General features: G+C 70.7%; 13 protein-coding genes and 1 pseudogene. 11 read left to right on the top strand and 3 right to left on the bottom strand.

What is annotated here, in order from left to right; genetic code table 11:
* The coding region (locus AC1DY2_RS07160; RefSeq protein ID WP_476761795.1) for a shikimate kinase at nucleotides 1-452 on the top strand (452 nt) is incomplete at its 5' end.
* Nucleotides 449-1534: a 3-dehydroquinate synthase gene (gene aroB / locus AC1DY2_RS07155; protein WP_476761794.1), complete on the top strand. Its 1086-nt coding sequence runs from the start codon at nucleotides 449-451 to the stop codon at nucleotides 1532-1534. The genes AC1DY2_RS07160 and aroB, both read left to right, overlap by 4 nt.
* 66 nt (nucleotides 1535-1600) lie before the next feature.
* Here the strand turns inward: aroB and AC1DY2_RS07150 are convergent, their stop codons facing one another.
* Together AC1DY2_RS07150 and AC1DY2_RS07145 are read right to left on the bottom strand one after the other, a co-directional pair.
* A complete protein-coding gene (locus AC1DY2_RS07150) occupies nucleotides 1601-2875 on the bottom strand; it encodes a glycerophosphodiester phosphodiesterase (RefSeq protein ID WP_476761793.1) in 1275 nt (424 codons plus the stop codon).
* Nucleotides 2876-2918: 43 nt separating this feature from the next.
* Nucleotides 2919-3857: an esterase-like activity of phytase family protein gene (locus AC1DY2_RS07145; RefSeq protein WP_476761792.1), complete on the bottom strand. Its 939-nt coding sequence runs from the start codon at nucleotides 3855-3857 to the stop codon at nucleotides 2919-2921.
* A gap of 194 nt (nucleotides 3858-4051) precedes the next feature.
* On the opposite strand from AC1DY2_RS07145, the gene AC1DY2_RS07140 reads away from it, so the two are divergent.
* The 3 genes from AC1DY2_RS07140 (at nucleotide 4052) to nusB (ending at nucleotide 5542) form a co-directional block, all read left to right on the top strand.
* Nucleotides 4052-4492 (top strand): type II 3-dehydroquinate dehydratase, encoded by a 441-nt coding sequence (locus AC1DY2_RS07140; protein ID WP_476761791.1) that lies wholly within the window; start codon nucleotides 4052-4054, stop codon nucleotides 4490-4492.
* A 76-nt stretch (nucleotides 4493-4568) separates the two neighbouring features.
* The gene (efp, locus tag AC1DY2_RS07135) at nucleotides 4569-5132 is read left to right on the top strand and encodes an elongation factor P (protein WP_309978836.1); all 564 of its coding nucleotides are present in this window, start codon (nucleotides 4569-4571) and stop codon (nucleotides 5130-5132) included.
* Nucleotides 5129-5542, top strand: a complete 414-nt coding sequence (gene nusB, locus AC1DY2_RS07130) for a transcription antitermination factor NusB (RefSeq protein WP_309978834.1) — start codon at nucleotides 5129-5131, stop codon at nucleotides 5540-5542. Before efp ends, nusB begins: the two co-directional genes overlap by 4 nt.
* 10 nt (nucleotides 5543-5552) lie before the next feature.
* Here the strand turns inward: nusB and AC1DY2_RS07125 are convergent, their stop codons facing one another.
* Nucleotides 5553-5957 (bottom strand): DUF6855 family protein, encoded by a 405-nt coding sequence (locus AC1DY2_RS07125; RefSeq protein WP_476761790.1) that lies wholly within the window; start codon nucleotides 5955-5957, stop codon nucleotides 5553-5555.
* 179 nt (nucleotides 5958-6136) lie between these two features.
* Between AC1DY2_RS07125 and pyrR the strand changes: the two are divergent.
* From pyrR to carB, 6 genes and pseudogenes are all read left to right on the top strand, one after another.
* A pseudogene (gene pyrR / locus AC1DY2_RS07120) lies at nucleotides 6137-6679 on the top strand (bifunctional pyr operon transcriptional regulator/uracil phosphoribosyltransferase PyrR); the annotation flags it as partial.
* The gene (locus AC1DY2_RS07115; RefSeq protein WP_476761789.1) at nucleotides 6679-7632 is read left to right on the top strand and encodes an aspartate carbamoyltransferase catalytic subunit; all 954 of its coding nucleotides are present in this window, start codon (nucleotides 6679-6681) and stop codon (nucleotides 7630-7632) included. The pseudogene pyrR and the gene AC1DY2_RS07115, both read left to right, overlap by 1 nt.
* Nucleotides 7629-8972: a dihydroorotase gene (locus AC1DY2_RS07110; protein ID WP_476761788.1), complete on the top strand. Its 1344-nt coding sequence runs from the start codon at nucleotides 7629-7631 to the stop codon at nucleotides 8970-8972. The genes AC1DY2_RS07115 and AC1DY2_RS07110 overlap by 4 nt, the downstream gene beginning before the upstream one ends.
* Complete coding sequence (locus AC1DY2_RS07105; RefSeq protein ID WP_476761787.1) at nucleotides 8965-9516, top strand: PH-like domain-containing protein; 552 nt, start codon at nucleotides 8965-8967, stop codon at nucleotides 9514-9516. Before AC1DY2_RS07110 ends, AC1DY2_RS07105 begins: the two co-directional genes overlap by 8 nt.
* Entirely contained in the window at nucleotides 9509-10666 is a 1158-nt protein-coding gene (gene carA, locus AC1DY2_RS07100) for a glutamine-hydrolyzing carbamoyl-phosphate synthase small subunit (RefSeq protein WP_476761786.1), read from the top strand. The genes AC1DY2_RS07105 and carA overlap by 8 nt, the downstream gene beginning before the upstream one ends.
* The coding region (carB, locus tag AC1DY2_RS07095) for a carbamoyl-phosphate synthase large subunit (RefSeq protein ID WP_476761785.1) at nucleotides 10666-12645 on the top strand (1980 nt) is incomplete at its 3' end. The genes carA and carB, both read left to right, overlap by 1 nt.

Raw genomic sequence — 12645 nt, 5'->3', positions numbered from 1 at the left:
GCGTCGGACAGCGGCTCGCGGCATCCGTCGACGCGCCGTTCGTCGACACCGACACCCGCATCATCGAGCGCTACGGACCGATCGACCAGATCTTCGAGCGCGAGGGCGAGGAGTACTTCCGCATCGTCGAGCGCGAGGTCGTGGCCGACGCGCTGCGGGAGGAGGCCGTGATCTCGCTCGGCGGGGGAGCGGTGCTGCATCCCGACACCCGTGACGACCTCGCCCAGCTGCCGGTGGTGTGGCTGAAGGTCACGGCCGAGGCGGTCGCGCCGCGGCTCGCGGGCGGGTCGCGTCCGCTCATCGCCGAGGGCGGGCTGGCCAGGTGGACCGCCATCATGGAGGAACGGGCACCGGTCTACGCCGCGCTCGCCGACCTCGACATCGACACGTCGCGCCGCTCGGTCGCGCGGATCGTCGAGGACATCACCGAGGGGTTCGGAGGAGCACGATGACGGCAGGCGAGACGCGCACGGTGATCCCGGTCGGCGGGGAGTCGGGGTATCAGGTCGTGGTCGGCCGCGGAGTGGCAGCCGAACTCGGCGAGGCGCTCGGGTCCGCGGTGCGCAAGGTGCTCATCGTGCATGCGCCGACCCTCGGCGCTCGGGCCGCCGCGCTGCGCGAGGAGCTCTCCGACCGCTTCGAGGTGCTGCTCGCCGAGGTGCCCGACGCGGAGGCCGGCAAGCGGGTCGAGGTCGCGGCGTTCTGCTGGCAGATCCTCGGACAGGCCGACTTCACGCGCAGCGACGCCGTGGTCGGGCTCGGCGGCGGCGCGATCACCGACCTCGCCGGCTTCGTCGCGGGCACCTGGCTCCGAGGCGTCCGCATCGTGCAGCTGCCGACGACCGTGCTCGGCATGGTCGACGCGGCCGTGGGCGGCAAGACCGGCATCAACACGAACGAGGGCAAGAACCTCGTCGGCGTCTTCCACGCTCCCGCCGCGGTGCTGTGCGACCTCGAGCTGCTCGACACCCTGCCGCGCAACGAGATCCTCGCCGGCTTCGCCGAGATCGTGAAGGCGGGGTTCATCCGCTATCCAGAGATCCTCGACCTCATCGAGGCCGATCCCGACCGGGCGACCGATCCGGCCTCGCCCGAGTTCMGACGCGTCGTCGAGCTCGCGATCCACATGAAGGCCGAGGTCGTCGCCGAGGACTTCACCGAGCAGGGGCTCCGCGAGATCCTCAACTACGGCCACACCCTCGGCCACGCCGTCGAGCACGCCGAGCGCTACCAGTGGCGGCACGGTGCCGCGGTCTCGGTCGGCCTGGCGTTCGCCGCCGAACTCGGCCGCCTGTCGGGCCGGCTCTCCGACGACGTCGCAGACCGGCACAAGCGCGTGCTCGACCTGCTCGGGCTACCCACGAGCTATCCCGCCGGCCGCTGGAACACGCTCCTCGCGACGATGCAGCGCGACAAGAAGGCCCGCGCCGGCCAGCTCCGGTTCATCGTGCTCGACGACCTCGCCAAACCGACGGTGATGCTGGCCCCCGACCAGTCGCTGCTGTTCGCGGCCTACCAGGAGATCGCCTCCTGAGCGTGCGAGGAACGGGCGGATGCCGCGGGGCATCCGCCCGTTCCCGAAACGGTCGATCGGTCCTGATCAGCCGGCGGTCGCCGCCCCGATGTCGGGGTTGTCGCTGAAGAATCCGTCGAGCCCGGTCGCGAGGAACACGCGCAGCTCGCCCTCGAGGTCGCCGATGCCGGCGGGATCGGTGCTTGAACGGAACTCGGCCGGCAGGAACGTGTTCTCGCGGCGGAACGTCCAGGCGTGCACGTCGAGCCCCGCTGCGTGCGCGTCGGCGACGAGCGTGGTCGGCGTTCCGAGGGTGCCGGTGGCCGTGCGGGGGATCACCAGGCTCTTCTCGACGCCCAACCCGTCGGCGTAGCCGGCGATCCCTGCGAGCCCGGCCGGGGTCGCGAGGTCAGCGTACGTGCGGGCGTCACCGGCAACCGTGAAGTCCCACGGACGGCCGCTGGAGTTGAGGAGCTGGGCGAGTGGCACGTCGGTGGCGCCGTCGAGCTCCTTCAGGTTGGCCACCTCGAAGCTCTGCACGATCACGGGCGCATCCGCGGAGTCGAGGCCGTTCCGGGCGAGCTCCGCGACGAGGGGCTCCTCCAGCGAGAGGCCGATCGAGTCGAAGTAGCTCGGGTGCTTCGTCTCGGGGTAGACGCCGACGGGCAGGCCGTCGCAGCTGACGGAGTGCCGGGCGAGGTCGAGCACCTCGTCGAGCGTCGGAATCGCGTAGAGGCCGTTGAATGCGGTGTTGGCGGGGCGCACCTGCGGCAGGCGCTCGACCGCGCGCAGCGTCTTCAGCTCCGCGAGCGTGAAGTCCTCGGTGAACCACCCGGTGACCGAGGCGCCATCGATGACCTTCGTCGTCTTGCGATCGGCGAACGCGGGCCGCGACGCGACATCCATGGTGCCGCTGATCTCGTTCTCGTGCCGGGCGACCAGGACGCCGTCCTTGGTGGAGACGACGTCGGGCTCGATGAAGTCCGCGCATTCGGTGATGGCCGTCTCGTACGAGGCGAGCGTGTGCTCCGGGCGGGAGCCGCTGGCGCCCCGGTGCCCCACGACGGTGACGTCCGACGGCTGCACGCGCGTGCGGTCGAGGTCGATGACGTCGAACTCGGTGTCGTCGGGGGTTCCGGTGATCCGAGCGTCGTTGCCCGGGTAGTTGTTGTCGTTCGCGATGAGCAGGTTGCCGTCCTTCAGCTGGACGACGGTCTCGAGCGATTGCACGGGCAGCGAGAACGGGTCTCCGGTGCCATAGCCGTCGCCCGCGCCGATGAGGGCCGGGTTCGCGATGCGGAGCGCATCGACCACGAGCGTCTTCTCGAGCTTGCCTTCGGCGTCGGTGCGCCCGAGGTCCACCCGGTAGATCCGCTTCGTGACGGCCTGGTCGCCCTCGAAGTCGTCACGCTGCGACGAGCAGGAGCACGCCGTTGCGCGCGGTGAACGCGTCGCCGACGACGTTCGCGTCCTGGTCGGTCTCGTAGTTCCACGTCCGGCCCGTGTAGGCACCGGCCTTCGTGTCGAACTCCAGCACCTCGCGGCGGCGGAGGTCGGGGTCGTCCGCGTAGGAGCCCTCGACGACGGGGTAGAGGTAGCGGCCGTTCGCCGAGCCCGCGAGCGCCTCGAAGCCGCGGCTCGCTCGAACGCGGGGCGTCTCGCCCGGCTGCAGGTACGGGTTCTGCGGGGACTTGGCGCCGCTCGCGAGGGCGATGGGCTTCTCGAGCAGGGTGCCGTCGGCGTCGAAGTGGAGGAGGAACGGACCGAACTCCTCGCCGACCCAGAAACTGCCGTCCTTGGCGCGAACGACCGACTCGATGTCGAAGTCGGCGCCCGTGAGGAGGCGATCGGGCGTGGCCTCGTTCACGATGGGGAAGTCGAGCACGTGGTCGGCATCGTTGTAGGAGATGAACCGCTCGACGGCCAGGTCGCCGGCGCCGCCGGCCGAGGTCTGCCACGCCGGCCGCACCAGGTAGTTGCGGAGCAGGAAGTCGGCGGAGTTCGTCTTGGCGCCGAAGCCGTTGTCGGGCTGCGCCCAGAACGTCCCGTCGCCGTTCTCGATGACGGCGGAGAACCCGGGGATCACCTGGCCGCCGAACGGGCCCGTTCGTCCGTTCACGGTCGTGGTGAGGGCGCCGCCGCTGGCTGGGCCGGGCTCCAGGTGATCGGCCGACAGGGTCGCCCTGGCGACGAGGGTGGGCTCCACCTTCTTCACGGACGGGCCCTTCGGGGCGTCGTTCCCGGCGGCCATGGCGGGGGAGGGGAGGAGGATGGCGGCGGCCGTGACGGCGGCCGCGACGCTGGCGACGAGGCGCATTCGAGCGCGGGTCGATTCGGTTGGCATGGCCCCGAGCCAATCGGGTGCAGCGCACGGCTTCGTGGCCATGATCGGTACACGCCCCGACCACTTCGTGAACCGGAGGCGCGTCGTCCGAAGGAGTGTCAATGCGCCGTCAACCGGGGGTTCACCCGTTCGCCGCACCGATCGGTCGAGGCGGGCCGGCCAGGCGACGGATGCCGCATCGCTAGGCTTGCCGCGTGACCACCATCCTCGTCCTCAACGGACCGAACCTGGGGCGCCTCGGCACCCGCGAGCCCGAGGTGTACGGGAGCGAGACCCTCGCCGACATCGGCGCCCGCCTCGCGGCATCCGTGCCCGACGACGTCGAGATCGACCTGCGCCAGACCGACGACGAGGCCGAGCTCATCGGCTGGATCCACGAGGCGGTGGATCGACGACTGCCGGTCGTGCTCAACCCGGCGGCGTTCACGCACTACAGCTACGCGCTCCGCGATGCGGCCGCACAGCTGGCCCAGGCCGGGGTGCCGCTCGTGGAGGTGCACCTCTCGAACCCGCACTCGCGCGAGACGTTCCGGCACACGAGCGTCATCTCGGGCGTGGCCACGGGCGTCATCGCCGGGTTCGGTGCTGACTCCTACCGGCTGGCGATCGACTGGGTTCTGCGGTCGCGCGACTGAGTCGACTACACTCGATCAGTCGCACGCGAAATGCCGCGCGCCCTCTGACTTCCCTCGATCGATCGGAATCACCTCCATGGCAAGCACCGCTGACATCAAGAACGGCGTCGTCCTGAACATCGACGGCCAGCTCTGGAGCGTCATCGAGTTCCAGCACGTCAAGCCCGGCAAGGGCGGGGCGTTCGTGCGCACGAAGCTGAAGAACGTCGTGACCGGCAAGGTGGTCGACCGCACGTACAACGCCGGCGCGAAGATCGACATCGAGAACGTCGACCGCCGTGACTTCACCTACCTCTACAACGACGGTGACGGCTTCGTGTTCATGGACGCGACCGACTACGACCAGGTCACCGTGCCCGCGACCGTCGTCGGCGACGCCGCGAACTTCATGCTCGAGAACCAGGCCGTCACGATCGCCCTGAACAACGGCAACCCGCTCTACGTCGACCTGCCCGCGTCGGTCGTGCTCGAGATCACCTACACCGAGCCGGGCCTCCAGGGCGACCGCTCGACCGGCGGCACCAAGCCCGCGACGGTCGAGACCGGCTACGAGATCCAGGTGCCGCTGTTCCTCGAGACCGGCACGAAGGTCAAGGTCGACACCCGCACGGGCGACTACCTCGGCCGCGTGAACGAGTGAGCGCTCGAACGAAGGCGCGCAAGCGCGCCCTCGACATGCTGTACTCGGCCGACATGCGCCAGGTGCCGGTCGAGCAGGTGCTCGTGGCGGAGGCCGAGCGCGCAGTGGGCGAGCCCGAACGGCAGGCGTCCTGGCTCTACGCGCGCGAGATCGTCGACGGCATCGTCGATCACCGCGACGAGATCGACGAGCTCATCACGACGCACTCGCGGGGCTGGACGCTCGAGCGCATGCCGGCCGTCGATCGCGCCCTGCTGCGCATCGGCGCGTGGGAGATCCTCTACAACGACGAGGTGCCCGACGCCGTCGCGATCTCCGAGGCGGTCGAGGCGGCGACGGTGCTCTCCACCGACGACTCCGCCGGCTTCGTGAACGGCCTGCTCGCGGCGATCTCGCACTCGAAGGCGTAGTCGGCGCTCGTCAGGTCGCCCGGATGCGGTTGTTGCGGGCGTCATGCGTGAGTTCGGCGAGCCCGAGCTGCTCGAGCAGCGGCGGCAGGTACATCCCGAACCGGCCCCGGTAGCCCTTGCGGAGCCCGTACCAGCCGCCGACGGGATTCGACTCCGCGCGGCCCCACGCCTCGACGGTGCCGTCGGCGGCCGGCTTCTGCTCGTCGGCGGCGCCGAGCGCGACCCAGTCGCTCTCTTCCCGGAGCCAGGCCGCGAGGTCGTCGATGGCCGACAGGTGGTACTTCAGGGTGGTCGAGCCCACGATGCAGACCAGCGCGGGCGGGTCGCCGTCCTCGTCGCGGTACATCGTGTAGGCCGAGGTTCCAGGGGCCGTCGTCAGCCGCCAGGGATCCGTCGCGGTGCCGCTGCCGGTCATCGTCACTCCCGCCTTCGAGCGGATGCCGGGCCTGGGCCGGGCCTGCGCGCCGCTGCCACACCCTGCCGCACCCGCGCGCCCGATGCTACTCCGGGCCGATCGGACCGGCCACCGCCGTGCTGGTAGGCTGGTTCGAAAGGCAACCTTGAAGCCCGTCCAGTGAGGCGGAGAAGGGAGTCCGCATGGCTGTGCGCACCGTGCTGCAGCAGGCTGACATCGATCGGGCGATCACTCGCATCGCCCACGAGATCCTCGAGTCGAATCGCGGGGCCGAACGGCTCGTGCTCCTCGGCATTCCCACGCGTGGCGCGGTGCTCGCGGAGCGCCTCGCGACGATCATCGGCCGCATCGCGGCATCCGAGGTGCCGACCGGGTCCCTCGACGTGACCATGTACCGCGACGACCTCGACCGCAACCCGGTTCGCGCGCCGCAGCCGACATCGGYGCCCGCCGGCGGCATCGACGGCACGACGGTCGTGCTCGTCGACGACGTGCTGTACTCGGGCCGCACCATCCGCGCCGCCTTCGACGCGCTGGCCGACCTCGGCCGCGCGCGCGCCGTGCGCCTCGCGGTGCTCGTCGATCGCGGCCACCGCGAGTTCCCCATCCGCGCGGACTTCGTCGGCAAGAACCTGCCGAGTTCGGCGCGCGAGCGGATCAACGTGCGCCTCACCGAGATCGACGGTGACGACGCGGTCACGATCGACGGGGGCGACGACTGATGCGCCACCTCCTCTCGACCAAGGACCTCGCCCGCGACGAGGCCATCGCGCTGCTCGACGTCGCGGAGGACATGGCGGCCGTGCAGGAGCGGGAGATGAAGAAGCTCCCCACCCTGCGAGGCAAGACGGTCGTGAACCTCTTCTTCGAGGACTCGACGCGCACCCGCATCTCGTTCGAGGCCGCGGCGAAGCGGCTCTCGGCCGACGTGATCAACTTCAGCGCCAAGGGCTCGAGCGTCTCGAAGGGCGAGAGCCTGAAGGACACCGCCCAGACGCTGCAGGCCATGGGCGCCGACGGGGTCGTCATCCGCCACCACGCGTCGGGCGCCCCCCAGACCCTCGCGACGAGCGGCTGGATCGACGCGGGCGTCGTGAACGCCGGCGACGGCACCCACGAGCATCCGACCCAGGCGCTCCTCGACGCGTTCACCATCCGGCGGCGCCTGCACGGAGCCGCGTCACGTGGGCGCGGGCTCGACGGCGTGCACGTCGTCATCGTCGGCGACATCCTGCACTCCCGCGTGGCCCGGTCGAACGTATGGCTCCTGACCACCCTCGGCGCAGAAGTCGAACTGGTCGGACCGCCGACGCTGGTTCCCGTCGACACGTCGGGCTGGCCCGCCCGGGTGGGCTACGACCTGGACGGGGCCCTGCAGGGCGACCCCGACGTCGTCATGATGCTGCGCATCCAGGCGGAGCGCATGCACGCGGCGTTCTTCCCGAACAGCCGCGAATACGCCCGGACCTGGGGCCTCGACGATGCCCGGTTCGACCGGTTGCCCCCGACTACGATGGTCATGCACCCCGGCCCGATGAACCGCGGGCTGGAGATCGCCGCCCGCGCCGCCGACTCGCCGCAGTCGACGGTGCGCGAGCAGGTCGCGAACGGAGTATCAGTGAGAATGGCCGCCCTCTACCTGCTGCTGTCCGGCGAACGAGGTGAAGCCCGATGACCGAGCGCATCCTCATCACCGGTGCGACGCTGCCGTCCGGCGAGCGGGCCGATCTCCTCCTCGACGGCGGCGCCATCGCCGAGGTCGGTCGCATCGCGGATGCCGCGGGCGCGACGGTCGTCGACGCCGACGGCCTCATCGCACTCCCCGGCCTCGTCGACCTGCACACCCACCTGCGTGAGCCCGGCTACGAGCAGAGCGAGACGGTGCTCACCGGCACCCAGGCCGCAGCGGCGGGCGGTTTCACCGCGGTCTTCGCGATGGCCAACACGTTCCCGGTCGCCGACACGGCCGGCGTCGTCGAGCAGGAGGCGAGCCTCGGCCGCGCCGCCGGCTACGCGACGGTGCAGCCCATCGGCGCGGTCACGGTGGGCCTCAAGGGCGAGCAGCTGGCCGAGCTCGGGGCGATGGCCCGATCTCGTGCGAACGTGCGGGTCTTCAGCGACGACGGGTTCTGCGTCGCCGACCCGCTGCTCATGCGGCGCGCCCTCGAGTACGTGAAGGCCTTCGACGGGGTGATCGCGCAGCACGCCCAGGAGCCGAGGCTCACGCAGGGCGCCCAGATGAACGAGGGCGCGCTCTCGGGCGAACTCGGGCTCGCCGGCTGGCCCGCCGTCGCCGAGGAGTCGATCATCGCGCGCGACGTGCTGCTCGCCGAGCACGTCGGCAGTCGCCTGCACGTCTGCCACGTCTCCACGGCCGGGTCCGTCGAGGTGATCCGTTGGGCGAAGGCGCGCGGCATCGCCGTGACCGCCGAGGTCACCCCGCACCACCTGCTGCTCACCGAGGACCTCGTCTCGAGCTACGACCCGCGGTTCAAGGTGAACCCGCCGCTCCGCCGTGCCGAGGACGTCGAGACTCTCCGTGCCGCCCTCGCCGACGGCACGATCGACATCGTCGCGACCGATCACGCGCCGCACCCGGTCGAGGCCAAGGAGAGCGAGTGGGATGCCGCGGCGAACGGCATGGTCGGGCTCGAGTCCGCCCTCGCCGTCGTGCACGCCGCCGTCGTCGAGAACGGCCTGCTGAGCTGGTCGGATGTCGCGCGGGTCATGTCCGCGACCCCCGCCCGCATCGGCCGGCTCACCGGGCACGGGCAGGCACTGGTCGCCGGATCGCCGGCCGAGGTCACGCTCTACGACCCGGCCGCGGCATCCGACTTCTCGCTCGAGCGTCTCGCCGGACGCAGCGTGAACTCGCCGTACCTCGGGCGCCGCCTGCCCGGCCGCGTCGTCGCCACCTTCCACTCGGGCTACGCCACGTACGCCGACGGCGCGGTGCGCCCGGCCGACGAGGTCGCGCGGCGCGCGGACACCGCCGCGGAGGTGGCCCGTGGATAGGTGGATCGGCGTGCTCATCTCCGTGGCGATCGTCGGCGTCGCCGCGTGGCTCATGCTGCGGTCGTGGCGGCGTCGCACCCGACGCGACGAGTCCCTCACGTCCTACCCGCTGCCCGGTGCGCTCGGCTCGTTCCTGCTCGAGACCGAGGTGCTCTACGTCGCCACGACCCCGACGGGCGAGCCGCTCGAGCGGCTCGCCGTGCAGGGGCTCGCGTTCCGGGGCGCCGCGCGCATCGAGATCGCGGCCGAGGGCGTCGTGCTGCGGGTCGCCGGCGAGTCTGCGAGCTTCCTGCCCGCCGAGCGCATCGTGTCGGCGGGGGAGGCCAGCTACGCCATCGATCGCGGGGTGGAGCCCGAGGGACTCGTCGCCATCACGTGGATCGCGCACGTGGCCGATCCCGATGCGCGGGCTCCCCACGTCGACAGCTACCTCAGGGCCCGCTACCCGGGCGACTCGGCGCGCATCATCGCCGCCGTCAACGACATCGCCGCGGCGCGTGCCGCATCGCGGCCGGAGAAGGAGAGCGAGGCCTCGGATGACTGAGACCCCAACCCGCACGTCGGACCCCGCCGTGCTCGTGCTCGAGGACGGACGCCGCTACGAGGGCCGCGCGTACGGCTCCCGTGGGCGCACCCTCGGCGAGGCGGTCTTCGCGACCGGCATGACCGGCTACCAGGAGACGCTGACCGACCCGTCGTACGCGGGCCAGATCGTCATGATGACCGCGCCGCACATCGGCAACACGGGTGCGAACGACGAGGACATGGAGTCGTCGAGGATCTGGGTCGCCGGATTCGTCGTGCGCGACCCCTCCCGCGTCGTGTCGAACTTCCGCGCGCAGCGCAGCCTCGACGATGACCTCGAGGCGGCCGGCATCGTCGGCATCAGCGGCATCGACACCCGCGCGGTCACGCGCCACATCCGCTCTGCGGGCGCGATGCGCGCCGGGATCTTCTCGGGCGACGCCGCGCTGCTCACCCACGGGGAGCAGCTCGAGCTCGTGCTCGGCGGCGAGGAGATGACGGGCCTGAGCCTCTCCGGCACGGTCTCCACCACCGAGGCCTACTCCCTGCCCGCCGAGGGAGAGCGCGTCGGCTCCGTCGCGGTCCTCGACCTCGGGGTGAAGACCTCGACGCTCAAGTACCTCGCCGAGCGCGGCTTCGACGTGCACGTCGTGCCGCAGTCGATCACCGCGGAGGAGGTGCTCGCGATGGCCCCCGACGCGCTGTTCTTCTCGAACGGACCGGGCGACCCCGGGGCATCCGACCGCCATGTCGACCTGCTGCGCACGACGCTGCGCGAAGGGCTGCCCTACTTCGGCATCTGCTWCGGCAACCAGCTGCTCGGCCGGGCCCTCGGCTTCGGCACCTACAAGCTGCCCTTCGGCCACCGCGGCATCAACCAGCCCGTGCTCGATAAAGCCACCGGCCGCGTCGAGATCACGTCGCACAACCACGGCTTCGCCGTCGACGCCCCGATCGACCGGGTCAGCGACTCCTCCGAGGGCTTCGGCCGCGTCGAGGTGAGCCACTACGACCTCAACGACAACGTCGTCGAGGGCCTCAACTGCCTCGACATCCCGGCGTTCTCGGTGCAGTACCACCCCGAGTCGGCGGCCGGCCCGCACGACGCGAACTACCTCTTCGACCGGTTCCGCGACATGGTCATCGCGAGCAAGGAGACCAACGCCTGATGCCCAAGCGCGACGACATCAACAGCGTCCTCGTCATCGGCTCAGGGCCGATCGTGATCGGCCAGGCCGCGGAGTTCGACTACTCCGGCACCCAGGCGTGCCGCGTGCTCCGCGCCGAGGGCGTGCGCGTCATCCTCGTGAACCCGAACCCGGCCACGATCATGACCGACCCCGACTTCGCGGACGCCACCTACATCGAGCCCATCACGCCCGAGATCATCGAGTCGATCATCGTCAAGGAGCGCCCTGACGCGGTGCTGCCGACGCTGGGCGGCCAGACGGCGCTRAACGCCGCGATCGCCCTGCACGACGCGGGGATCCTCGAGAAGCACGGCGTCGAGCTCATCGGCGCGAAGGTCGACGCGATCCGCAAGGGCGAGGACCGCCAGCTCTTCAAGGACCTCGTCATCGAGGCGGGCGCCGGCGTCGCCCGCTCCCATGTCGCGAAGACCCTCGACCAGGCGAAGGAGTTCGCGCTCGACCTCGGCTACCCCCTGGTCGTGCGCCCGTCGTTCACGATGGGCGGCCTCGGCTCGGGCTTCGCGTACACCGAGGAGGACCTGGTGCGCATCGTCACGCAGGGCCTCCACGACTCGCCGACCACCGAGGTGCTCCTCGAGGAGTCGATCCTCGGCTGGAAGGAGTACGAGCTCGAGCTCATGCGCGACACCGCCGACAACACGGTCGTCGTCTGCTCCATCGAGAACGTCGACCCGGTCGGCGTGCACACCGGCGACTCGATCACCGTCGCGCCGGCCCTCACGCTCACCGACCGCGAGTACCAGAAGCTCCGCGACATCGGCATCGACATCATCCGAGCCGTCGGCGTCGACACCGGCGGCTGCAACATCCAGTTCGCGATCGATCCCGCCGACGGCCGCATCATCGTCATCGAGATGAACCCGCGCGTCTCCCGCTCGTCGGCGCTCGCCTCGAAGGCCACAGGCTTCCCGATCGCGAAGATCGCCGCGAAGCTCGCCATCGGCTACCGCCTCGACGAGATCCCGAACGACATCACCCGCGTCACGCCCGCGAGCTTCGAGCCGACGCTCGACTACGTCGTCGTCAAGGTGCCCCGCTTCGCGTTCGAGAAGTTCCCCGCCGCCGACCCGACGCTCACCACGACCATGAAGTCGGTCGGCGAGGCCATGGCGATCGGCCGCAACTACGCGACCGCCCTGCAGAAGGCGCTGCGCTCGCTCGAGAAGCGCGGGTCGTCGTTCCACTGGGGCGACGAGCCGCGCAGCGTCGAGGAGCTCGTCGAGGCCTCTCGCGTGCCCACCGACGGCCGCATCGTGCTCGTACAGCAGGCGCTCCGCAAGGGCGCCACGGTCGACGACCTCTTCGAGGCCACGAAGATCGACCCGTGGTTCCTCGACCAGATCCTCCTCATCAACGAGGTGGCCGAGATCGTCGCGACGGCCGAGGCGCTCGATCACGACACGCTGCTGCTCGCCAAGGACCACGGCTTCTCCGACGCGCAGATCGGGCAGCTGCGCGGGTTCGGCGAGGCCGATGCGCGCGAGGTGCGGCACATCCTCGGCATCCGTCCGGTGTACAAGACGGTCGACACGTGCGCCGGCGAGTTCCCGGCGCTGACCCCGTACCACTACTCGAGCTACGACCTCGAGACGGAGGTGGAGCCGAGCGACCGCCGCAAGGTCGTCATCCTCGGGTCGGGGCCGAACCGCATCGGCCAGGGCGTCGAGTTCGACTACTCGTGCGTCCACGCGTCGTTCGCGCTCTCCGACGCGGGCTTCGAGACCATCATGATCAACTGCAACCCCGAGACGGTGTCGACCGACTACGACACGAGCGACCGGCTCTACTTCGAGCCGCTCACGCTCGAGGACGTGCTCGAGGTCATCCACGCGGAGTCGCAGACCGGCGAGCTCGTCGGCGTCGTCGTGCAGCTCGGCGGGCAGACCGCCCTCGGACTCGCGAAGGGCCTCGAGGCGGCGGGCGTGCCCATCCTGGGC

Source organism: Agromyces sp. P1_H4, from assembly GCF_056405255.1.
The sequence above is the reverse complement of the archived record's forward strand: the minus strand, read 5'-3'. Positions and strand labels throughout refer to the sequence as shown.

Bases quoted from the DNA above. Each gene is read 5' to 3' on its own strand.
- AC1DY2_RS07145 (WP_476761792.1), bottom strand. From the start codon at position 3,857: ATGCCAACCGAATCGACCCGCGCTCGAATGCGCCTCGTCGCCAGCGTC.
- efp (WP_309978836.1), top strand. From the start codon at position 4,569: ATGGCAAGCACCGCTGACATCAAGAACGGCGTCGTCCTGAACATCGAC.
- AC1DY2_RS07125 (WP_476761790.1), bottom strand. From the start codon at position 5,957: ATGACCGGCAGCGGCACCGCGACGGATCCCTGGCGGCTGACGACGGCC.
- AC1DY2_RS07115 (WP_476761789.1), top strand. From the start codon at position 6,679: ATGCGCCACCTCCTCTCGACCAAGGACCTCGCCCGCGACGAGGCCATC.
- AC1DY2_RS07110 (WP_476761788.1), top strand. From the start codon at position 7,629: ATGACCGAGCGCATCCTCATCACCGGTGCGACGCTGCCGTCCGGCGAG.